21 protein-coding genes are annotated in these 20,919 nt (G+C 69.4%); 11 read left to right on the plus strand and 10 right to left on the minus strand.

The genetic code is table 11. The features are described 5' to 3' along the window. Positions 1-105 precede the first annotated feature (105 nt). The gene (locus NM1_RS02745) at positions 106-828 is read right to left on the minus strand and encodes a GntR family transcriptional regulator (RefSeq protein ID WP_068013884.1); all 723 of its coding nucleotides are present in this window, start codon (positions 826-828) and stop codon (positions 106-108) included. Positions 829-975: 147 nt separating this feature from the next. Between NM1_RS02745 and NM1_RS02750 the strand changes: the two genes are divergently transcribed. The 6 genes from NM1_RS02750 (at position 976) to NM1_RS02775 (ending at position 7,100) form a co-directional block, all read left to right on the plus strand. After that, positions 976-2,091 (plus strand): TIGR03364 family FAD-dependent oxidoreductase, encoded by a 1,116-nt coding sequence (locus NM1_RS02750; protein WP_068013887.1) that lies wholly within the window; start codon positions 976-978, stop codon positions 2,089-2,091. 11 nt (positions 2,092-2,102) lie between these two features. Beyond that, a complete protein-coding gene (locus NM1_RS02755; protein WP_084519127.1) occupies positions 2,103-2,804 on the plus strand; it encodes a phosphonatase-like hydrolase in 702 nt (233 codons plus the stop codon). A gap of 58 nt (positions 2,805-2,862) precedes the next feature. Next, a complete protein-coding gene (locus tag NM1_RS02760) occupies positions 2,863-3,909 on the plus strand; it encodes a 2-aminoethylphosphonate ABC transporter substrate-binding protein (RefSeq protein ID WP_068013891.1) in 1,047 nt (348 codons plus the stop codon). 19 nt (positions 3,910-3,928) lie between these two features. Further along, positions 3,929-5,122, plus strand: a complete 1,194-nt coding sequence (locus tag NM1_RS02765; protein WP_068013509.1) for an ABC transporter ATP-binding protein — start codon at positions 3,929-3,931, stop codon at positions 5,120-5,122. A 274-nt stretch (positions 5,123-5,396) separates the two neighbouring features. Next, positions 5,397-6,299 (plus strand): 2-aminoethylphosphonate ABC transporter permease subunit, encoded by a 903-nt coding sequence (locus NM1_RS02770; protein ID WP_068013510.1) that lies wholly within the window; start codon positions 5,397-5,399, stop codon positions 6,297-6,299. A 3-nt stretch (positions 6,300-6,302) separates the two neighbouring features. Then, positions 6,303-7,100, plus strand: coding sequence for an ABC transporter permease (locus NM1_RS02775; protein WP_068013511.1), 798 nt, complete (start codon positions 6,303-6,305; stop codon positions 7,098-7,100). A 246-nt stretch (positions 7,101-7,346) separates the two neighbouring features. Here the strand turns inward: NM1_RS02775 and NM1_RS02780 are convergent, their stop codons facing one another. Next, positions 7,347-7,871 (minus strand): DUF4254 domain-containing protein, encoded by a 525-nt coding sequence (locus tag NM1_RS02780; protein ID WP_246011410.1) that lies wholly within the window; start codon positions 7,869-7,871, stop codon positions 7,347-7,349. 402 nt (positions 7,872-8,273) lie between these two features. Between NM1_RS02780 and NM1_RS02785 the strand changes: the two genes are divergently transcribed. Together NM1_RS02785 and NM1_RS02790 are read left to right on the plus strand one after the other, a co-directional pair. Beyond that, complete coding sequence (locus NM1_RS02785; protein ID WP_068013517.1) at positions 8,274-8,930, plus strand: SRPBCC family protein; 657 nt, start codon at positions 8,274-8,276, stop codon at positions 8,928-8,930. Beyond that, the gene (locus NM1_RS02790; RefSeq protein ID WP_068013519.1) at positions 8,930-9,334 is read left to right on the plus strand and encodes an ArsR/SmtB family transcription factor; all 405 of its coding nucleotides are present in this window, start codon (positions 8,930-8,932) and stop codon (positions 9,332-9,334) included. The genes NM1_RS02785 and NM1_RS02790 overlap by 1 nt, the downstream gene beginning before the upstream one ends. Before the next feature lie 26 nt (positions 9,335-9,360). Here the strand turns inward: NM1_RS02790 and NM1_RS02795 are convergent, their stop codons facing one another. Next, complete coding sequence (locus tag NM1_RS02795; protein WP_068013521.1) at positions 9,361-9,759, minus strand: hypothetical protein; 399 nt, start codon at positions 9,757-9,759, stop codon at positions 9,361-9,363. A 72-nt stretch (positions 9,760-9,831) separates the two neighbouring features. Then, positions 9,832-11,157, minus strand: coding sequence for an MFS transporter (locus NM1_RS02800; RefSeq protein WP_068013523.1), 1,326 nt, complete (start codon positions 11,155-11,157; stop codon positions 9,832-9,834). 196 nt (positions 11,158-11,353) lie between these two features. Here NM1_RS02800 and NM1_RS02805 point away from each other — a divergent pair, with 196 nt between their 5' ends. After that, positions 11,354-12,214 (plus strand): helix-turn-helix domain-containing protein, encoded by an 861-nt coding sequence (locus tag NM1_RS02805; RefSeq protein ID WP_068013525.1) that lies wholly within the window; start codon positions 11,354-11,356, stop codon positions 12,212-12,214. A 106-nt stretch (positions 12,215-12,320) separates the two neighbouring features. Here the strand turns inward: NM1_RS02805 and NM1_RS02810 are convergent, their stop codons facing one another. Together NM1_RS02810 and NM1_RS02815 are read right to left on the minus strand one after the other, a co-directional pair. Further along, positions 12,321-13,061 (minus strand): ABC transporter permease, encoded by a 741-nt coding sequence (locus tag NM1_RS02810; protein WP_246011450.1) that lies wholly within the window; start codon positions 13,059-13,061, stop codon positions 12,321-12,323. Between the two features lie 128 nt (positions 13,062-13,189). After that, positions 13,190-14,020 (minus strand): ABC transporter permease, encoded by an 831-nt coding sequence (locus NM1_RS02815; protein WP_068013527.1) that lies wholly within the window; start codon positions 14,018-14,020, stop codon positions 13,190-13,192. 182 nt (positions 14,021-14,202) lie between these two features. Here NM1_RS02815 and NM1_RS02820 point away from each other — a divergent pair, with 182 nt between their 5' ends. Then, positions 14,203-14,715, plus strand: coding sequence for a peroxynitrite isomerase (locus NM1_RS02820; RefSeq protein ID WP_068013530.1), 513 nt, complete (start codon positions 14,203-14,205; stop codon positions 14,713-14,715). Between the two features lie 425 nt (positions 14,716-15,140). Here NM1_RS02820 and NM1_RS02830 read toward each other — a convergent pair whose 3' ends face one another. From NM1_RS02830 to ispG, 3 genes are all read right to left on the minus strand, one after another. Then, on the minus strand, positions 15,141-16,946 hold the full coding sequence (locus NM1_RS02830; RefSeq protein ID WP_068013534.1) for a penicillin-binding transpeptidase domain-containing protein: 1,806 nt from the start codon (positions 16,944-16,946) through the stop codon (positions 15,141-15,143). A 202-nt stretch (positions 16,947-17,148) separates the two neighbouring features. After that, positions 17,149-18,012, minus strand: coding sequence for a GNAT family N-acetyltransferase (locus NM1_RS02835; protein ID WP_246011411.1), 864 nt, complete (start codon positions 18,010-18,012; stop codon positions 17,149-17,151). A gap of 107 nt (positions 18,013-18,119) precedes the next feature. After that, complete coding sequence (ispG, locus tag NM1_RS02840) at positions 18,120-19,250, minus strand: flavodoxin-dependent (E)-4-hydroxy-3-methylbut-2-enyl-diphosphate synthase (RefSeq protein WP_373864015.1); 1,131 nt, start codon at positions 19,248-19,250, stop codon at positions 18,120-18,122. Positions 19,251-19,641: 391 nt separating this feature from the next. On the opposite strand from ispG, the gene NM1_RS02845 reads away from it, so the two are divergent. Then, positions 19,642-20,154 carry a YbaB/EbfC family nucleoid-associated protein gene (locus NM1_RS02845; RefSeq protein WP_068013540.1) on the plus strand — a complete coding sequence of 171 codons (513 nt, stop codon included), beginning with the start codon at positions 19,642-19,644 and terminating at the stop codon, positions 20,152-20,154. Positions 20,155-20,160: 6 nt separating this feature from the next. Here NM1_RS02845 and NM1_RS02850 read toward each other — a convergent pair whose 3' ends face one another. Continuing rightward, entirely contained in the window at positions 20,161-20,892 is a 732-nt protein-coding gene (locus tag NM1_RS02850) for a DUF4328 domain-containing protein (protein WP_084519104.1), read from the minus strand. Positions 20,893-20,919: the final 27 nt, after the last annotated feature.

The raw sequence follows: 20,919 nt of genomic DNA on the forward strand, positions 1-20,919 counted from the left end.
GCCGCGCGGCCCTTAGGGCCGCGCGGCGGGGATCCGTACCGGGGCGCGGCGTTGCGGAGAACGTGGGCCTCGTCCGGCTACTTTCGAAGCTGTTGCGGCGGAGGGCTATTCGCGCAGGGTGGCCTCGAAGGCGATGCGGTCGCCGCGGTAGAGGGCGCGGACACGTTCGATGGGGCGGCCGTCGGAATCTACGGTGCGGCGGTGCAGCAGGATCATCGGGAGGGCTGTGGTGCATTCCAGCAGGGCCGCCTCGCGCGGGGAGGCCAGCACCGTCTCGATGCGCTCGCGGGCCGACTCGAAGACGACGCCCGAGGCGCGGATCGCGGCGTACAGCGATGTGGTCGGGTCGTAGTTCGCGCGCAGCCCGCCGAAGCGCTCACGGGTGAGGAAAGTGCTTTCCAGGCCGATCTTTTCGTCGTCGGCCAGCAGAATGCGTTCGAGGTGCATGATCGTCGTGCCGGTCGCGACGCCGAGCGCCGCCGCGGTATCGGCATCGGCGGGCACGTCGTCCCAGCTCACCAGCACGCGGCCCGGCGTGCGGCCCAGGCTGATCGCCGCCTCGGTGTAGGAGCGCAACGACAACGGCTGCACCAGCTTCGGCCGCGACACCACGGTGCCGCGGCCCTGCCGCCGAATCCGGCCCTCCACCAGCAGGTCTCGCAGCGCCTGCCGCACGGTCTCGCGCGCCACCTCGAACCGGCCGGCGAGCTCCCGCTCCGACGGAACCGGATCCCCCTCCTCGAGCCCGCCGATGATGCGCTCGATCTGCGTGCGCACACGGTAGGCCTTGGGCAGCCGGTTCTCCGAATCCGCACGGCCACTCGGCATTTCGCCGGTTCCGGGGCCGGGCTGCACCGCTGCGACATCGGTTGCGTCCATGCCCACAGCGTACCTCAATTGGTCTATACCAATTGTTAACCCAGCGTTCGCACAGGAAACACCCAACGGTCTAGACCATTGCGCATCATGGTCGGCATGCGATTGGTCATCATCGGCGGCGGCATCCTCGGCACCGCGCACGCCTTGGCCGCGATCGGCCGCGGCCACGAGGTCGTGCAGCTGGAGCGCGAGGCGCAGGCCCGCGGCGCCACGGTTCGCAACTTCGGCCTGGTCTGGGTGTCCGGGCGCAGCGCGAACGAACTGGACATCACGCTGCGCTCGCGCCGGCTGTGGGAGGAGATCGGCGGGAAGGTGCCCGGCATCGGCTTCCGCCCGGCCGGTTCGATCACACTGGTGCGCACCGAGGCCGAACTTGCGGTGGCCGAGGCGGCCGCGGCCGGGCCGACGGCGGCCGAGCGCGGCTTCGAACTGCTCGATCCCGACAGGGTCCGCGCGCTTAATCCGGCACTGCGCGGCAAATTCCTTGCGGGCCTGCACTGTTCGACAGATGCGGCGGTGGAGTCACGGCAGGCCATGCCCGCGCTGCGCGCCTACATGGAGGCCACCGGCCGATACACCTTCTATGCCGGGACCGAGGCCCGCACCATCACCGGCGGCACCGTCGTCGACGATCGCGGCCGGCGGTTCGACGCCGATCTGGTGCTGGTGTGCCCGGGTGCCGCACACGGCGGACTCACCCGGGAACTGGTGGGCGACATCCCCGTCCGGCGCGTGCGGCTGCAGATGATGCAGACCGCACCGCTCGGGGAGTCGCTGACCACCGCCATCGCCGACGGCGACAGCTTCCGGTACTACCCCGGCTTCGCGGGCCCGGAACTGAATCGCCTCAGTCACGAAGAGTCCCAGGCATTTACGGCCGCGCAGCACAAGATGCAGCTGCTGTGCGTGCAGCGCCTGCACGGCGGGCTCACCATCGGCGACACCCACGAATACGACGAACCGTTCGCCTTCGACGTCGACGAGGCCCCGTACGAGCACCTCACGTCGGTCGCCGAGGAACTGCTCGGTCGGAAGCTGCCGCCGGTCGTGCGGCGCTGGGCGGGCGTGTACAGCCAGAGCATCGACCCCGGCACGATCGTCACCCGCGCCCGGGCCGCCGACAACGTCTGGGTGATCACCGGCCCGGGCGGACGCGGGATGACGCTGGGCCCCGCACTCGGCGAGGAAACCGCCGACCTGCTCCACCTGTGAAGGGAAACACATTGTCCGACAAGCAGATCGAGCTGGCCGTCCTGGATATGGCGGGCACCACTGTGGCCGACGGCGGACTGGTCCTGCGGGCCTTCGATGCCGCCGCGACCGCGGCGGGCGTCCCGGCCGAGGGACCCGAGCGCGATGCCGCCGTCCGCTACGTGGTCGAGACCATGGGGCAGTCCAAGATCAGCGTATTCCGGGCGCTGCTGGGCGACGAGGACCGCGCCCGGCTCGCCAACCGCACCTTCGAGGCCGCCTACGACGAGTTCGCGGGCGAGGCCACCCCGATTCCCGGTGCGGCCGAGGCGATCACACGGCTGCGCGACGCCGGGATCAAGGTCGCCCTCACCACCGGCTTCAGTCGCGGCACGCAGGACAGGCTGCTGGATGCGCTGGGGTGGCGCGAGATCGCCGACCTGACGCTGGCGCCGTCGGAGGCGGGCCGCGGCCGCCCCTACCCGGACCTGGTCCTCACCGCGCTGCTGCGGCTCCAGGCCGATTCCGTGGATCACGTTGCGGTGCTGGGCGATACGGCCAGCGATATCGGCACCGGACTGGCCGCGGGCGCCCGCATCGTCGCGGGGACGCTCACCGGCGCACACGACGAGGAGCAGCTGCGTGCTGCCGGTGCGACGCACGTGGTGCCGTCGGTGGTGGAATTCGCCGATCTGCTGCTGACCGAGCACGCGGCGTCACCCGACGCTCCGTAACCGACCCATCACCACCATCCTCACGCCCCTTCCCACGAAAGTTACAGTCATCGTGCGTATTTCGATATCACGCCTCGCACGCGCCGCGCTGATCCTCGCCTCCGCGACCGCGGTCGCGTTCTCCGCTGTCGCCTGCGGCGGCACCGGCACCTCTTCGGGCGGCAACACCGTCACCGTCTACTCCGCCGACGGCGTCGGCGACTGGTACAAGTCCCAGTTCGCGAAGTTCACCGAGCAGACGGGTATTTCGGTGAATCTGGTCGAGGCGGGCTCGGGTGAGGTGGTCAACCGCGTCGACAAGGAACAGTCCAACCCGCAGGCCGACGTCATGGTGACGCTGCCGCCGTTCATCCAGAAGGCCGCGAAATCCGGTCTGCTGCAGGACAGCGGCATCGATACGACCGCGGTGGCCGATACGGACAAGGATCCGGGCGGCAAGTACGTCACCCTGGCCGGAAACTACCTGTCGTTCATCGCCAATCCCTCGATCGACTCCAAGCTCACCTGGGACGACCTGCTGAAGCCCGAATTCAAGGGGAAGCTGCAGTATTCGACCCCGGGGCAGGCCGGTGACGGCACCGCGGTGCTGATCCTGCTGCAGCAGCTGCTGGGCAAGCAGGGCGCGCTGGACTACCTGGCGAAGCTGCAGGCCAACAATGTCGGCCCGTCCGCGTCGACGGGCAAGCTGCAGCCGAAGGTCGACAACGGCGAGCTGCTGGTAGCCAACGGCGACGTGCAGATGAACCTGGCCAACATCAAGGAGAAGGGCTCGAAGTTCAACGTGTTCTTCCCCGCCTCCGCCGACGGCACCCGCAGCACCGTCGCGGTGCCCTACGTGATGGGCCTGGCCAAGGGTGCGCCGCACCAGGATTCGGCGAAGAAGCTGATGGAGTACCTGCTGTCGATCGACGTGCAGAAGACCCTGGGTCCCGATGCGATGGCGGTGCCGGTCCGCAAGGATCTGCGCGACGCCCCGACGCTCGACGGCAGCGTGTCGCCGGCGGCGTACGTCAAGGACGTCACCGTCGTGACGCCGGACTGGAACCGGGTCCTCGACGAGCTGGACGGCGATATCGCCGCCTACCAGCGGGCCACCGGAAGCTGACAGGCACAGGAGCGACATCATGTCCGCACCGACGACCTCCGCCGCCTCGGCCGTCACCACGGCCGACGCCGAGCCGGCGATCGTATTCGACCGAGTCGGCGTCCGCTACGGCCGCGGCCGCAAGGCCACGGTCGCGCTGGCCGAGTTCACCCTGCGCGTCGCCGCCGGGGAAACCGTTGCGCTGCTGGGCCCCAGCGGTTCCGGTAAGTCCACCGCGCTCAAGGCGCTGGCCGGGTTCGTCCGGCCCACCTCCGGCGCGGTCCGGCTGTCCGGTATCGACGTCACCGACCTCTCCCCCGCCAAGCGCGGGATCGGCGTGGTCGTGCAGTCGTACGCGCTGTTCCCGCACATGCGGGTGCACGACAATGTCGCCTTCGGCCTGAAGGCACATCGGGTGCCGCGCAAAGAGATCGGGGCCCGCGTGGCCGAGGCGCTGGAGATGGTCGGCATGGCCGCCTACGCGCAGCGGCTGCCGCGCGAGCTGTCCGGTGGTCAGCAGCAGCGGGTGGCGATCGCCCGGGCGCTGGCCATCCGGCCTCGCGTCCTGCTGCTGGACGAGCCGCTGGCGGCGTTGGATGCGCAGCTGCGCCAGTCCATGCTCGGCGAACTGCAGCAGTTGCGAAAGGCCCTGCCGGACACCGCGATGCTGTACGTCACCCACGATCAGGCGGAGGCGCTGGCCCTCGCCGACCGGATCGCGGTGATGCGTGACGCCCGCCTGGTCGACATCGACTCCGCCGAGAGCCTGTGGCGCCGCCCGCCCAGCTCGTTCACCGCCGCCTTCCTCGGGGGCGCGAACCTGTTGCCCTGCACCGTGAAACACGTATCCGGCCGCGCCGCATTGGTAGCGGTCGGCGAGCGCACCCTGCGCGCCGAGGCACCCGAACCCGGTATCGGACAGCTGGACTGGGCGCCCGACGCCGAGGGACTGCTGTGCGTGCGCCCGCATACCGTCCGGGTCGGCGCCACCACCGACCGGGACGCGGTGCTCGCCACGGTCGTCTCCAGCGTCTGGCGCGGCTCGACCACCCGCCTGCACCTCGACGTCAACGGCCTGCCCGCCGAACTCGTCGCCGACGTCCCGGGCCACACCGACGCATCGGTCGGCGCAACCGTGGGCGTCCGGTTCCCGGACCCGGCGGGAGTCCTGATCCCCGCCGCCGTCGGCACCGAACCCGGCTCCGCCACCACCGATTCGGAAGCAACCCCGTGATCCTCCCCGCCATTCCCCCCGGCCACCACGACACCACCGACCTCCCCGCACCCCTTGCCGGTTCCCACACAGCATCCAGCGCCCCGTACGGGGTGCGTGAGCACGAACAGGGTGCGGCAAGCGCGATCCATGAGGGGGATCGCGCGCCCGGGAACCTTCCCGCACCCCTTACCGATTCGCGCACCGCTTTCAGCGGCCCGTACAGGGTGCGTGAGCACGGAAGGGGTGCGGGAAGTGTCGGCATGCCGGTGGTCCGGACGAGGCGGGGTGGCTCATGAGCGCCACCGTCGTTCTCGAGCGGACCGCGGCGGAGCCGGGCCCCACGCGTCCTGCCGCCCGGCGTAATTGGCGGCCCATCCTCTGGTCGTTGCCGCCGCTGCTGATCGTCCTGGGTATCGCGGTCTATCCGATAGTGCGGGTGCTGACCGAATCCACCGAGACACCGAGCGGTCGCGGCGGGGCCGTGTGGTCGCAGGTGCTCGCGTCGCAGGCGTTCCGGGATGCGCTGTGGCGCACCGTATCCATCGCGGTGTGCTCGACCGCCGGGTGCCTGATCCTGGGCACGCTGCTGGCGGTGGTGCTGGCGTTCGTGCCGTTCCCGGGTTCGGCGGTGGTGGGCAGGCTCATCGATACGGTGCTGACGCTGCCGTCGTTCCTCATCACCCTGTCGTTCACCTTCCTCTACGGCACCGCGGGCGCGGTGAACGCGCTGATCGCGCAGATCACCGGAAACCGCTCCCCCGCACTGAATTTCCTCACCACCCCGACCGGGGTCGTCCTGGCCGAGATCACCTACTTCACGCCGTTCGTGGTGCGCCCGCTGCTGGCCGCGTTCGCGCAGCTGCCGCGCGAGCAACTGGATGTGGCCGCGAGCCTGGGGGCTTCGCCGTGGCGGGTGCTGCGCCAGGTCGTGCTTCCGGAGGCCTGGCCCGCGCTGGCCGCGGGCGGCAGCCTGGTACTGCTGTTGGCGCTCAACGAATTCGGCATCGTCCTGTTCACCGGCGCCAAGGGCGTCATCACGCTGCCCGCGCTGATCTACACGCGCGGCATCGTCACCTTCGACCTGCCGGGTGCCGCGGTGCTGGCCTCGGTGCAGGTGCTGCTGTCGCTGACCCTGTACCTCGGCTACCGGCTGATCTTCGCCCGGTTCACCGGGATTCCGACACGGGAGGGCTGATCCATGCTGGTCTGGACTCGGCGCGGGCGAGCGGTCGTGCTCGCGGTCTTCGCGCTGATCGTGCTGGTGGTGTTCGCGGCCCCGATCGCGACGGTCGTGGCGGCCGCACTGGCCGGTCGCTGGACCGGCCCGCTGCCGTCGGATCTGGGCCTGCACAACTTCGAGCGGGCGCTGTCGGGCGAGCAGGCGGCGAGCCTGTCGGTGAGCCTGCAGACGGCGCTGCTCGCGGGCGCGGTGGCACTGGTGCTGGGCACCTGGGCGGCGTTGGCCGCACGAGAGGCACCGCGGTGGTGGCGCCGGTTCACCGACGCCGTGTTCCATCTGCCGGTGGCGGTGCCGTCGGTGGCGATCGGGCTGGGCCTGCTGATCGCGTTCAACCAGCGTCCGCTGCTGCTGGGCGGCACGAAATGGATTGTGATCCTGGCCCATTCGGTGCTGGTGCTGGCGTACGCGTTCAGCGCGGTGTCCGCGGCGCTGGACCGGGTCGACCCCAATTACCGTCAGGCCGCCGAATCGCTGGGCGCGGGACCGGTCCGGGTGCTGACGCGAATCACGTTGCCGCTGTTGCTGCCCGCGCTCGGTGCGGCCGCCGGGCTGGCGATCGCGCTGTCGATGGGCGAGCTGGGCGCCACCATCATGGTCTATCCCGCGACGTGGAAGACCTTGCCGGTCACCATCTTCGCCGCCACCGACCGCGGCGACGTGTTCGACGCCGCGGCGTGCACCACCCTACTGGTGGCGGTCACGCTGGTCGCGCTGCTCGTCCTCGGGCGGCTACGTGGCCGCGCCGCAGTGCGATAAGAAACAAACCTGTCGGTAATTATCGCAATTCTGATTTCGCCGCGGCGGCAATGGATATGCGACGGGGAAATGTTGCGGGCGTGCCGCGCCAGTCGACCACGCGGCACGCCGGGCGGGGCGCCCCGTTGCGCCCGCCGATCAGGCGGGCAACGTCACGGTTCGAGTGTGCTACTGGCCGAATAGCATTCGCTCGAGCGACGTCACCGATCGGGCAATGACCTCAGATGTCACTGCTTTCGGGGCAGGTCACTGCTCGGGTAACCGACGACGGCCACCGGCCACGTCGATTACGAGATCAGTGTAACCGTCCACCAGTTCTGCCAGGTGATACCAGTGTTTATGGGTGTTATCGCTGCGCGGGCCGTCGCGATCGATCGCGTCGTTGGCATCGACCCAGCTCCGGGCCATGCGATCGACGACCGCGCCGAGGCTCTCGGTGTGCAGGGAGGCGCCGTTGCGATGCTGCGGCAGCTCCTGTTCCACCCAGTCGTTGATATCGTCGACGAGTTCACCCCGGCGGCAATCTATCTCCGCCAACATGATCGGGTCGCCGATCTCCGTGCGCCGGGCGTGCAACTCGGCGAGCGCGTGCGCGGTGCGCAACAACACCCGATCCTGGAATCGCCTGCCTTGGAACGCACAGAGCAATTGCGGCGCGGTCGGCAGCACCCCAGCTATCGACGTCGTCATCCCTGCACCCCGAAATCGCCCGAGTACTTCACTAATCGCGCCAACATGATTGATCTCCGGATTTCGCTGTCTACCGGTCATCGGATCGGTGGTTCACAACTAGGCTAGCTGGGATCATGCTCTTACAAATGCAAGAACGCAAGATTGCGTCTGCATTCTCGGTCGGCGGTGTGGGAACGACATCTCGGACACCGCCTCGAACGGTCGTCGCCACGCTCGACATCGCCCGCGACAAGCCGTCCGCGACGACCTCTTTCGAGGCGAAACTGCTGGTCCAGGCATCGAACGCCACTCAGGTAGGCCCTGAACGGGTCCGTCCGAGACAGCCACGGACACCTGCCACACCGCGGTTTCCGCCCCCCTGAACACGCCCGCTCCTTGACCCCCTACTCGCGCCCGATCGCCGATTCCACGACCCCCGAGGGGTGGACCACGACATCTCCGCGCACTAATATAAGTAACAACCTATTTAAGGAGTGTCTTATGTCTATGCTGAGCGACCCTGTTGCCGTCGCCGGTCTCGTGGCCCGCGAGATCCGCACCGGGACCCGCGACGGGGCCCCGACCAAGATCGCCATTGCCCGGCGCAGCTATCCCACGGATCGCGCCGACCTGTGGGACGCGCTCACCGATATCGAGCGGCTCCCGCGGTGGTTCCTGCCGATCAGCGGCGACCTGGCGGTCGGTGGCCGATACCAGCTCGAGGGCAACGCGGGCGGCGTGGTCGAGAGCTGCGAGGCACCCGAACGGTTCGCGGTGACATGGGAGATGGGTCCCCAGATCTCCTGGCTGACCGTCAGTCTGACCCCGGCCGACGACGGCACCGTGCTGGAACTGGTGCACGAGGCATATGTCGATCCGGACCTGTGGTCGCAGTTCGGGCCGGGCGCGGTGGGCGTCGGCTGGGATCTCGCCCTGATGGGCCTGGGCCTGCACGTGTCGAGCGGGGCGGCGGTCGATCCGGCCGAGGGGGCCGCATTTCCGACCACGCCCGAGGGTAAGGAGTTCGTGCGGTCGTCGGCCGCCGGCTGGGCCGACGCGGCGGTCCGCGACGGCGACGATCCGGCGGCGGCGCATGCCGCGGCGGAGCAGACGATAGGCTTCTACACGATCGTGCCCGAGGAGGACCCGCAGCCCTGATGAGCGAGCCAGCCCGGGCACAGGTATTCGAGGCCCTCGGAGATCCGGTGCGCCGCGGCATTCTCGAACTGCTGGCCGCCGGCGAACTGCCCGCCAGCGCGGTGGTCGCCGGCGTCCAGCGGTATACGCCGATCTCCCAGCCCGCCGTGTCCCAGCACCTCAAGGTGTTGCGCGAGGCCGGGCTCGTGAGCGTCCGCGTCGACGGCTCGCGGCGCATCTACACGCTGGACCGCGCGGGCCTCGACGCGGCACGGGACTGGCTCACCCGTCTGGCCGATCCGCTGGCACCGTTCGACCAGCCCCTCGACGCCCTCGCCACCGAGGTCGCTCGCGGCAGACGAACTCGCCGCCGTGCCGAACCCGGCCGGCGGTCCGGGGAGCCGCCGAGCACCCGATACGCCTGACCGCCGCGGTGTCTTCAGATCGAGATTTACCGCGGCGCAAAACATTTCGAACCCGGCGCCCAATGACGCTGTGGCCACAGTTCTTTGGCGGCCACGCGCGCCCCGAAGGCGTAGAGGGACAGGATCACCACCGCCGCCGGTACGACGACGAGGCCGAGACCCCACCACGCGAGAATCCAGGGCAGCCCCGCGATGAAGGCCGCGCAGCACAGCAGCGCGATGGTTCGCCGAGACCTGGAAGCGGATTCCAATGGCGAGAGCCAGGGATAGGTAAGGATCATCACGACGACGGCGGGAAACAAGACCCACAGGGCCGCCGTGGGTGTGGACAGCGCCATCGTCACCACGACTGCCACCACGGTGCCCGCGACGCAGGCCAGCCGGTATCCCTTCAGCAGCACACCGGGAAACTCGTACTCGGCCACCGTGCCATCGTAGGTGCAGGTCGATGCGGGTCAGCGGATGGCCGCCGTCGCCGTGGACACGCCGAGCGGAGTTCAGCCCACCCGATCCGGCGCGCGCACGGGCAGCACGGCGATCAGCCCCAGCCCGAGCACCAGGAGCAGGCCCACGATGCCCGCGCGATCGGCCCCGAAGGCCCAGACGAACAGCCCGAACATGACCGGGGCCAGGAACGACACCGCGCGGCCCGTCGTCGTGTAGAGGCCGAACAGCTGGCCCTCGCGTCCGGGCGGCGCGAGGCGGGCGAGGAAGCTGCGCGCGGCCGCCTGCGCGGGACCGACGAATATGGTGAGCAGCAGGCCGAACACCCAGAACAGCACGGGCCCGGAGACGATCAGCAGCGCGGTGCCGAAGACCAGCATCGCGGCCAGCGAGGTGACGATGACCGCCTTCGGGCCGACCGTGTCGTCGAAGCGCCCGGCGACGATCGCCCCCAGTGCCGCAACCACATTCGCCGCGATGCCGAACAGCAGCACATCGTCGTCGGAGATCCCGTACACGCGCACCGCGAGCACCGCGCCGAAGGTGAAGACCCCGGCCAGGCCGTCCCGGAATATCGCACTGGCCAGGAGAAATCCGACGATCCGCCGGTCGGCCCCCCACAATTCGCGCAGGTCGCGCGCCAGCACCCGATAGGAGGCGAAGAAACCGGCCCGCGCGGCGCCCGGATCGGCGTCGGTGCGCGGCAGTTCCGGCACGGCCAGCAGCACCGGCAGCGCGAAGGCGGCGAACCATACCGCCGCCAGCACCGCGACCAGCCGGATATTCAGCCCGTCCGCGGTCGGCACCCCCAGTAGCCCGCGCGTATCGCCGTCCCCCGCGATGAATCCCACATAGCAGATCAGCAGCAGCCCGATACCGCCGAAATATCCCATCGCCCAGCCGAATCCGGACACCCGGCCGATCGTCGCCGGTGTGGAGACCTGCCGCAGCATGGCGTTGTAGGGCACGCCCGCCAATTCGAACGCCGCCGAACCGAGCGCGAGCAGCAGCAGACCCAGCCACAGCTCGCGATAGTCGTCGTGCACGAAGAACATCCCGGCCATCAGCAGGATGGTGATCGCGGTCAGCAGACCCAGCGCCCGCTTGCGCCGTGCGGTGGCGTCGAACCACTGCCCGCTGATCGGCGCGGTCAGCGCGACCACCAGCCCGGACAGCCCCAGAGCCCAGCCCAGCCACGCGCTCGCCGAGATTCCGCCCGGCAGATCGTCACCGACCGTGTCGGTCAGATACACCGAGAAGACAAAAGTAAGGATGACCGCCTGGAACGCCGCCGAACCCCAGTCCCACAACCCCCACGCCACCACCTGCCGCTTCCCGGCCGCCTGCCCGATGGTGACCCGCCCCGGAACTTCGGTCATGCGACGCAGCGTATGCGACGGCGGCGCCCGATGCCCGGCGTACCGGCACCGCAGATCCCGGCCCTCACCGATGTTGCAGCAGGTACGCTCTCGGACTATGAACGCCCCCGCTGCGGCTCGGCGCTGGTCAGCGGGCTCCGACAAGGCAGGGACGCGATAGCGCGTTCCGCGAAGTGCACAGAGGAGAGCGCTCGCCATGGCAGGCAAGCGGACGGTGCTGACGGTCCAGCTCAGACGGCTGGCCGCACTGCTGCACGAGATGCGCGAACACGCCGGGGTCGGCAAGGACGTGGTCAGCGCCCGCACCGGCATCAACGTCACGACCCTGTACCGCATCGAGACGGCCCAGGCCCGCCCGCAGCGGCGCACCCTGATGGCCATGCTCGACCTGTACGGCGTCGAGGAGCCGCAGCGCGCGGATGCTCTGCAGTTGCTGCAGGAGGCCCAGAAGCCCGGTATGTCACGCCCGTTCGAGGCCTCGGTGTCGGAGGTGTACGCCGCCTACATCAACTTCGAGAACGAGGCGCTCTCGGCGCGGCTGTTCCAGACGTCGTTCATCCCCGGGCTGCTGCAGACCGAGCAGTACGCCGTGGCGGTGCTGGATACGGCCATGCCGAAGGTCGAGGCCGTGGTCATCGAGCAGCGCCTGCGCGCGCGCTTCGAGCGGGCCAAGGTGCTCACCAAGGAGGAGCCGCTGGAGCTGTGGGTGGTGCTCGACGAGGCGGCGATCCGGCGCGTGGTCGGCGGCCGGGAGGTGATGCGCGGGCAGCTGCTGCGGCTGGTCGAGGAGTCGGAGAAGCGCAACGTCATCCTGCAGGTGCTGCCGTTCGACGCGGGCGCGCATCCGGCCATGGTCGGCTCGTTCGTGCTGCTGGACTTCCACGACCCGGCCGATCCGGAGCTGGTATATGTCGAGGGCATCGCGGGTGACGATATCGTGGAGGGCCACAACGAGATTCGCCGCTTCGGCGTGATGTTCGACCAGCTCCGCGCGATGGCCCTGAGCCCACGCGACTCGACGTCCCTGATGGCCGAGGTGGCCGACGAACTGAAGTAGCCCGGCCAACATGCATGCCGGGCATGAACGGGGGCGGACGCCGGGCATGACGAGGGAAGCATGCCGGGCATGACCGGGGAATGCATGACGGGGCCGGGAATTGCGTTCAGCTGCGGCTGGCCCGGCGGTAGCCGATGATCGCGGGCACGGCGAAAACCACGATCGCCCCCACCGACCAGGCGACGGTTGCCAGCAGCGGCCCGCGCACCGGACCGCCCAGCGACAGGCCGCGCATGGCGTCGACGGCGTAGGACATGGGCTGGTGCGCCACAATCGGTTTCGCCCAGGCCGGGTACGCCGCCAGCGGCACGAATCCGGTGGAGAAGAACATCAGCAGCGACGAGCCCAGCGAGATCGCCTCCACCAGTGCCGGTTTCGCGGTGTAGACGGCGACCGCGGTCACCAAGGTGGCGAAGCCCAGCCCGTACAGCAGCGGCACGCCCACCAGCGCCACGGCCGCGGGCCAGCCCTGCCGGAACCGGAGCCCGAGCAGCACCCCCACCCCGAACAACACCAGCGTGCCCACCAGAATGCGGGCCCCCTCGGCGAGAATGCGCGCCAGCAGCCCCGATGCGCGATGCACCGGCAGCACCCAGAACCGGGCCAGCAGACCGTCGTCCCGCTCGCGGCCCAGCGTGATCGCCCCGGCCAGCGATCCCGACATGACCGACACCAACGTCACCATCGGCACCGAACCGTACAGCGCGCTCGCCCCGGAGAATGCCGAAATCTGGCGCCCCAGCACGGTATTGAGCATCACCAGCAGCAGCACCGGAAATATCAGCGACTGGGCCATGGTCAACGGGTCACGGCGCCAGCGAGTCAGTAGTCGCCGGGTCTGAATCATCGTCTGCGGCAACAGATATCGCCACGCCTCGGTGACAACGGACACCACCGGCAGCTCGGTGGCCGCGCGCGCCGTGCCTGCCTCGCGCGATCCGTTCGCCGTGTCGCGCGCCGCCCGCGATCCCGCCGTCATCGCTGCCTCCGCACGGCCACCAGCACCGAGCACCCGCCGAATACGGCCAGCCCCAACGCCGTCCACCCCAGCCCCGGCCCCACGGTGGCCCAGCTCACCGCCCCCGTACGCCCGGACCGGTCCCCCGCCAGTACCCGCATCACGCCGATGAACTGCGAGACCGGCTGATCGCGGGCGAAACCCTGGATCCAGTGCGGGAACTGGCTCGCCGGGGCGAATCCGGTGGACACCATGCCGAGGATCAGCTGCGGCAGCACCAGTGCCTGCGTCGTCGCCTCCGGGCTCTTCGACAGCGCCCCCAGCAGATCGCCCATCAGGCCCAGCAGCAGCCCGAGGGCCAGGGCGAACGCGATGAAGCCCGCGGTGTGCCACCCGCTCCCGTAGAACCGGAATCCGATCACGTGCCCGCAGATCAAGGCTGCCACCAGCGCGATCACGATCCGATACCCGACCGCCACGGTCCGGGCCGCCAGCGGCGCCACGGACGGCATGGGCATGGTCGCGAAGCGGGCGTCCAGCCCGTCCCGCGCATCGGTGGCCGACCGGAACGCCGCGGCCGTCCCACAGAAGGACACGGCCTGCATCACGATCATGGGCATCAGGAACTGCGCATAGCTGCTGAGCCCATGCCCAGCGAAGCTCATCACCCGGTTCAGCGGCACATAGAACCCGACGGTGAACACCACCGGAGACAGCAGCGCGGTCAGCACCTCCCCGTTCCGCAGGGACGGCCGGACCAGGCGCAATGCCAGAACCCAGCACTGCCGCACCGCCGACCGCCGGGGCACCGGCGGCGCGCCGGGCCGTGCGAGCACATCGATCGCCATCCCGTACTCCCTCCCCGTGCGCCGACGGCAGGTGCCTCCATCTCATCAGACATAACGTGCGAATTCCGGGGACCGTTCGATGTCCTCGCTCCGGTCGGCGTGTTCGCGGCTGTCAACCCCCGTCACCGATATTCGGCCGATCCGAGCGCGTCGTCCCCGCACCCGCGCCGCCCGCGGCCACTATGCTGGCCGCCGTGCTCGAACCCCAGCCTCCCGTCGCGCCCCATCCCGATATCGCCCACCTCGCCCCCCTGCTGGGCACCTGGCGCGGCTCCGGCCACGGTGAGTATCCGACCATCGAGTCGTTCGATTACCAGGAGGAAGTCACCTTCGGCCATGTCGGCCGCCCGTTCCTCACCTACCGCCAGCGCACCCGGCACGCCGGCGACGGCCGCTCGCTGCACGCGGAGACCGGCTACCTGCGCTGCGCCGGGCCGGACCGCATCGAGCTGATCCTCGCCCACCCGACCGGGATCACCGAGATCTGCGAGGGCAGCCTCGACGTCGCCGACGGCGGCCTCACCATGGAATTGGACTCCACCCACATCGGCCTCACCGCCACCGCGAAACGCGTGACCGCGCTGGGCCGCTCGCTCCGGTTGTCCGGTGACACCATCGATTACACGCTGCGCATGGCCGCCGCCGGGCAGCCGAAGCAGCATCATCTGGCCGCCAGCCTGCGCCGGGCCGAATAACAAAAAGGTCACCGACACGCCCGTGACCTGCGGCACGAATTCCGGGACCTGTGCTATTGCGCACCAGGGGTTGTCTCGGAGATTGCTGGCGTTCTACCGTTTTTCGAGTCGGCTAACAGTCGGCGACCGATAGTTCGAGCCCATTGGATCTCGCTCACCCCACAAGGGAGAAGACCATGAAGCGTTCGACGCTCACCCTCATAACCGCAGGGATGCTGCTAGCCGGAACCGGCGCCGTGGAATTGCTCGGCGACGCGTCCGTCGGAGCCGAATCCCCCGTTGGGAATGCCGCCTCGACGGGAACGAGCGGAATGGAGGTGCACTCGCCATAGATACCGACGAACACATTCGAATGCGACCCGACGACCGGATGCCTCACTCTCCCAGGCATCCGGTCGTCGCATATTCCGCCGGTCCTCGGTGATTTATGCGGTCCCCGGCGGCAGCGCCGTCAGCATATCCCGGGTAACCGCGACCGCATTATCGGAACTTCCGCCCTTCACCAGCAGCGTCGCGAACGCCATATCGCCGCGGTAGCCGATGAACCACGAATGCGAGCCGCCCTCCACCTCCGACTCGCCGGTCTTGCCATACACCTCGCCCTGATCGGCGATCCGCTCGGCGGTACCCCCGTTCACCACCATCCGCATCATCGTCCGCAGTCCCTGCACCACCGCCGGGGACAGTGGTGGGCGGTCCCCGACGACCTTCGTCTCGTATCCGGCGATCAGGTACGGCGTCGGCACCGAGCCGCGCGCGACGGTGGCGGCCGCGAGCGCCATCGCGAACGGGCTCGTCACCACCGTGCCCTGCCCGATGCCGTTCTCGGTGCGCTGCACCCTGTCCGATGCGGGTGGCACCGATCCCGACACCGTGGGCAGCCCGACGACGCTGTAGTCCGGCCCGATGCCGAACCGGGTCGCGGCATCGGTCAGCGCACCGGCGGGCAACTCGCTGGCGATCTTGGCGAAGGCGGTATTGCAGGAGCGCTGGTAGGCGGTGGCCATCGGCACGTCGCCGATGGTGAACAGCTGGTAGTTGGGGATGGTCCGCTCCCCGATCACGATCCGGCTCGGGCACGGCACCACCGTGTCGGGGGTCGCGACCCCCTCGGCCATCGCCGCGGCCGCGGTCACCGTCTTGAAGGTGGAGCCGGGCGGGTACAGCCCGGAGGTGGCGACGGGGCCGTCGGTATCGGCCGCCTTGTTCTGGGCCACCGCCAGCACCGCGCCGGTGGACGGCTGCAGCACCACCATCATGGTCTGGTCGGGGCGCACGTCGACCGCCCGCTGCGCGGAGTTCTGTACGTTGCGGTCGATGCTCAGCGAGAACGACGGCGCAGGCCGCGGCGCCACCTCGTGCAGCACGTCGACGTCGACCCCGTTGGTGTTGACCGTGACGACGCTCCAGCCGGCCTTACCGTCCACCTCGTCGATGACGGTCTTGCGGACCTGCGCCATCAGATCGGGGGCGAAGCGGCGGTCGGCGGGAATCAGGTCCGCGTGTTTGCCGGTGGTCACGCCGGGGAGCCCGAGCAGCTGGGCGCCCACCTGGTCGAACTCCCGATCACTCAGCGCCGCAACGGTATACGCACCCGGGGCCTTGCGCGCCGCGGCGAGGATGGAGTCGGCGGTCAGGTCCTCGTCGAACTGATTCAGGGCCGCGGCCAGGGCATCGGCGACATAGCCGGGGTCGGGGGCCGCGCTGGCCGTGAACGTGATCGGGTGCGCCGTACCGGGAATCAGCACGTCGGCACCGGAGCGCTCGTTCACCCGCGCGCGCGGCGCCGGGGTGGCACGCAGTTCCATGGTCTGTGTGTCGCCGAGCCTGGGGTGAATATCCGACGCCGTCCAGCGCACCTGCCAGCGCCCTCCGCTGCGCCCCATCTGCAGCTGCCCGGTGTAGGTCCAGACGCGGTCCTTCGGCAGCCGCCACTCGTAGGTGTAGTCGACGGTGGCGGTGTCGCCCGTGACCCGGGCGTCGCCCGCATGCGCGCTCAGCTGCTCGGCCTGCAGCTTGTCCCACGCCGAAGCCAGTGCGCCACTTGCCTTTCCGGGCTGATTGGTGAGCCGCGCCGCCGCTTCCACATCGTGGCGCGCGACCGCGGCCAGGAAATCGTCGGCCGCGGGCACCGGTCCCTGGGACTCGGCCGCGCACCCGCCGGATGCCAGGACGAGCGCCGCGGACACGACCAGCACGGCGATCGAACTCCGGGAGGGAACCTTCGCCATCCGCCCGGGAACACGGCCAACACAACGTCTTTCGGATATCGACATCGAGAGGATGGTATCCAGCCAACTACCCGCAAACACCTCCGACACACTGTGCCGACCCCGGCCAAAAGCACGCCGGGGATGACGAGGGAGCAGCCTTACTCGCCGCCCCTGTCATTTCCGGCGTGTCCCGCCCCTGCCATTTCCGGCATGGCCGGAATCAGTCCACCAGAACCGTGGCGAACGTGGCGATCTGGTTGAATCCGACCTTCTTGTAGGCGCGGCGGGCCGCCTCGTTGTAGCAGTTGACGTACAGGCTGGCGGTGCGGCCCGACGCCACGACCGCATTCGCCACCGCGGCCGTCCCCGCGGTGCCCACCCCGCGACCGCGACAGCTCGGATGCACCCACACGCCCTGAATCTGCCCGGTGCGCCGCGACACCGCGCCCACCTCGGCCTTGTACACGACCTCGCCGTCCTCGAAGCGGGCCCAGGCGCGACCGGCCTGAATCAGGCTCGAGACGCGCCGCCGATAACTGCGCCCGCCGTCGCCGACGCGGGGATCCACACCGATCTCCTCGGTGAACATGGCGACCGCGGCGACCAGGTACCGGTCCAGTTCATCGGCCCGCACCCGGCGCACCCGGGGATCGGGCACCGCGTAGGCGGGACCGTCGAGTGCGAGCAGCGGCTGGTCGGCGCGCAGATCCCGGGCCGGGCCCCAGCGTTCGGACAGCATCTCCCACAGCGGCAGCGCCAGTTCCTGGCGGCCGACCACCGACGAGCACACCCGCGGCCAGCGGACCGCCCGCTCGGCGAAGGCGCGCAGGTCGTCCGGGCCGCCGCGCAGCGGTACCAGGTTCGCGCCGGAGAAGCACAGCGACGTCATCGGGCCGCCGCGGCTCCACAGTTCCGCCTGCCCGCCCCGGCCCTCGAGGCCGTACTCCTGCAGGCGCGCAGCGACCATGCAGCTGGCCACCGGGTCGGTGTCCAGGATTTGCAGCACCTGTGCCAGATCGCGATTCGCGAGCTGGCGAGCGCCGGAATTCCTTGTCCGGCGGGTCGGCTCCAGCACACTCCGCACGACTCACAGCCTGCCACGAAGAGTGCGAATACGCTGCTGTTTGGGTGCCGGGAGCGACGCACCACACACGGCGGCGCCCGGTGTCACGAACGCATCCCGATCACCGGCTATCCGACGGTGACGACCGGTTCGCCCGCACCGGCGTCGCCCATCTCCTCGGCGATGCGCATCGCCTCTTCGATCAGGGTCTCCACGATCTGGTGCTCGGGCACGGTCTTGATGACCTCGCCCTTCACGAAGATCTGGCCCTTGCCGTTCCCCGAGGCCACGCCCAGATCGGCCTCGCGCGCCTCGCCGGGCCCGTTCACCACGCAGCCCATCACGGCCACCCGCAGCGGGATCTCCATGCCCTCCAGGCCCGCGGTGACCTCGTCGGCCAGGGTGTACACGTCGACCTGCGCGCGCCCGCACGACGGGCACGACACGATCTCGAGCTTGCGCGGGCGCAGATTCAGCGACTGCAGGATCTGGTTGCCGACCTTCACCTCTTCGACCGGCGGGGCCGACAGCGAGACGCGGATCGTATCGCCGATGCCCTGCGACAGCAGCGCGCCGAACGCGGTCGCCGACTTGATGGTGCCCTGGAACGCCGGACCGGCCTCGGTGACGCCCAAGTGCAGCGGATAGTCGCACTGCGCGGCCAGCTGGCGGTAGGCCTCCACCATGATCACCGGGTCGTTGTGCTTGACCGAGATCTTGATATCGCCGAAGCCGTGCTCCTCGAACAGGCTCGCCTCCCACAGCGCCGACTCCACCAGCGCCTCCGGCGTCGCCTTGCCGTACTTCTCCAGCATCCGCTTGTCGAGCGAACCCGCGTTGACGCCGATGCGGATCGGGATGCCCGCCGCCCCGGCCGCCTTCGCGACCTCGCCGACGCGGCCGTCGAATTCCTTGATATTGCCCGGGTTGACCCGCACCGCGGCGCAGCCGGCGTCGATCGCGGCGAAGATATAGCGCGGCTGGAAGTGGATATCGGCGATGACCGGGATGGGGGATTTCTTCGCGATCGCGGCCAGCGCGTCGGCGTCCTCCTGGCGCGGGCACGCCACCCGCACGATGTCGCAGCCCGACGCGGTCAGCTCCGCGATCTGCTGCAGCGTGGAATTCACGTCGTGGGTTCTGGTGGTCGTCATCGACTGCACCGACACCGGGAAGTCACTGCCGACCCCGACCTTGCCCACCTGTAGTTGGCGAGTCTTGCGCCGGGGTGCGAGGACGGCCGCGGGCCCCGACGGCATCCCCAAGGCGATGGCACTGCTCACGTTCGGTTGCCTACTTTCGTGCTTTCGTGTGTGCTCCACCCGTTCGGGCCCGAGTCTAGTGGTGTTGCCGTACCAGACGCTGTGAGAGCGCCGACAACGTATCGGATTAGGGGTCGGCCACGGACACCAGGGATTCGTCGCGATCCGAACGATGGTGCTGTGGAACAGGTTTCGCGACGGTCGGCCGGGCGTGTCGGCGCAGCTGAGAGCGCGTGGCGCGGTGTGTGACGCATTACACAATCGTGTGTCGCCGCGCGGTGATCGTTTGCCCGATACGACCGCCGAGTGATGAAATCTGCCCGCCGATGGAACCGAAGGCAGCCCCGCCGCGTCGGAACCAGTAACGGACCGATTCCCCGGAGGTGGCATGTCCAACAGCGAGCAGGAAGCGGAGCGCGCCCGCAACGCCGAGCTGCGCGACCAGGTCGACTCGATGCTCGTCACCTTCGAGCAGGAGCGCCGCGAGCTGGCCGAGGTGCAGGCCCGGCTGGCGGCCACCACGGGCGAGGCCTGGTCGTCGGACAATCTGGTCCGCGTCGTCAGCAATGTCTCCGGCATCCCGATCGAGGTGCACCTGACGCCGGAGTCGTTCAAGCGCTCCACCCCGGAGCGGCTGAGCCGGTCCATCACCGAGGCCGCGCAGGCCGCCGCCCGTTCCGCCGTCGAACAGTCCGAGCAGGCCACGGCGGCGCTGCACGGCGCCGCCGATCAACTGCCCGACCTGCCCGATATCGTCCCCGGCGCGCCCAGCATCAAGGATCTGATGCAGTCGATGGTGCCGGAGCCAGCGGAGGTGCCGCCCCCGCCCTCTCCCCCGATGGACGACGAGGAAGAGGACGACTACTACCGCAATCGCTCGTACCTGGACGATCGGCGCTAGTCCGAGTCACACCTCCGGGGCCGGGTTCGCCACTGGGCGAGGCTGGCCCTGCCGGTTCTGCACGCGAATGATCAAGGCCGCCAAGCACGCGGCTGCCGTGGCGAGCACACCGACTTCGATGAATTCCACGACGATCAGGCTCCAGCCGCCCTTCGGGCCGTAGGTGATCATGGTGTATTCATCGGTCGTGACGGTCTCCGGGTCCGGCGCGCTCAGCCGCAGATTCACGAACCCGAGCGCCCAGTTGGCCAGCCAGGCGACCCACCACGCGTCCACCAGCGCACCGGCGGGGCGCATCCGCAGATCCCTCGTATCCGCCCGCGTACCGGGGTCGGACGCCCGCAGCACATCGGCCATGATCATCCGGGGGAACCAGAGGTTGACCACCGGACAGAACCAGCCGCCGATCACCCAGCCGATGGGCAGCCGATGCCGGGCGACACACAGCAACTCGGCATTGCGGCGGGCGCGCCACAACCAGATGATGAACACGATTCCCGCGCCGAGCAGCAGGAGCATTTCGATACCGCCGACCCAGGCGCCGGCCCCCCACTCCGCCTCCATTTCCTGCCCATTTTCCAGGCGACGCTCGAATTCCGCGTAGGTGGCCGCGTCGACGATCACGCCGATCAACGACATGACGACGACGCCCGCGATCAGTGTCATCGCCCAGGCGCCGAGGGACGCTATCGGCCGGAGGCTCCCGTGCGCGGGCCCGGTTTCGGGTGCGTGTGACATTTTCCAACTCCCTTATCGATTTTCGTG

It is taken from the genome of Nocardia mexicana NBRC 108244 (genome assembly GCF_001613165.1).
Lineage (GTDB): Bacteria > Actinomycetota > Actinomycetes > Mycobacteriales > Mycobacteriaceae > Nocardia > Nocardia mexicana.

Coding starts and splice junctions, on each gene's coding strand:
- NM1_RS02745 (WP_068013884.1), bottom strand. CDS start 828: ATGCCGAGTGGCCGTGCGGATTCGGAGAACCGGCTGCCCAAGGCCTAC.
- ispG (WP_373864015.1), bottom strand. CDS start 19,250: ATGCCGTCGGGGCCCGCGGCCGTCCTCGCACCCCGGCGCAAGACTCGC.
- NM1_RS02820 (WP_068013530.1), top strand. CDS start 14,203: ATGCTGGCCGCCGTGCTCGAACCCCAGCCTCCCGTCGCGCCCCATCCC.
- NM1_RS02805 (WP_068013525.1), top strand. CDS start 11,354: ATGGCAGGCAAGCGGACGGTGCTGACGGTCCAGCTCAGACGGCTGGCC.
- NM1_RS02780 (WP_246011410.1), bottom strand. CDS start 7,871: ATGACCGGTAGACAGCGAAATCCGGAGATCAATCATGTTGGCGCGATT.
- NM1_RS02775 (WP_068013511.1), top strand. CDS start 6,303: ATGCTGGTCTGGACTCGGCGCGGGCGAGCGGTCGTGCTCGCGGTCTTC.
- NM1_RS02765 (WP_068013509.1), top strand. CDS start 3,929: ATGTCCGCACCGACGACCTCCGCCGCCTCGGCCGTCACCACGGCCGAC.
- NM1_RS02790 (WP_068013519.1), top strand. CDS start 8,930: ATGAGCGAGCCAGCCCGGGCACAGGTATTCGAGGCCCTCGGAGATCCG.
- NM1_RS02785 (WP_068013517.1), top strand. CDS start 8,274: ATGTCTATGCTGAGCGACCCTGTTGCCGTCGCCGGTCTCGTGGCCCGC.
- NM1_RS02750 (WP_068013887.1), top strand. CDS start 976: ATGCGATTGGTCATCATCGGCGGCGGCATCCTCGGCACCGCGCACGCC.
- NM1_RS02810 (WP_246011450.1), bottom strand. CDS start 13,061: ATGATTCAGACCCGGCGACTACTGACTCGCTGGCGCCGTGACCCGTTG.
- NM1_RS02770 (WP_068013510.1), top strand. CDS start 5,397: ATGAGCGCCACCGTCGTTCTCGAGCGGACCGCGGCGGAGCCGGGCCCC.
- NM1_RS02845 (WP_068013540.1), top strand. CDS start 19,642: ATGTCCAACAGCGAGCAGGAAGCGGAGCGCGCCCGCAACGCCGAGCTG.
- NM1_RS02815 (WP_068013527.1), bottom strand. CDS start 14,020: ATGGCGATCGATGTGCTCGCACGGCCCGGCGCGCCGCCGGTGCCCCGG.
- NM1_RS02830 (WP_068013534.1), bottom strand. CDS start 16,946: ATGGCGAAGGTTCCCTCCCGGAGTTCGATCGCCGTGCTGGTCGTGTCC.
- NM1_RS02800 (WP_068013523.1), bottom strand. CDS start 11,157: ATGACCGAAGTTCCGGGGCGGGTCACCATCGGGCAGGCGGCCGGGAAG.
- NM1_RS02850 (WP_084519104.1), bottom strand. CDS start 20,892: ATGTCACACGCACCCGAAACCGGGCCCGCGCACGGGAGCCTCCGGCCG.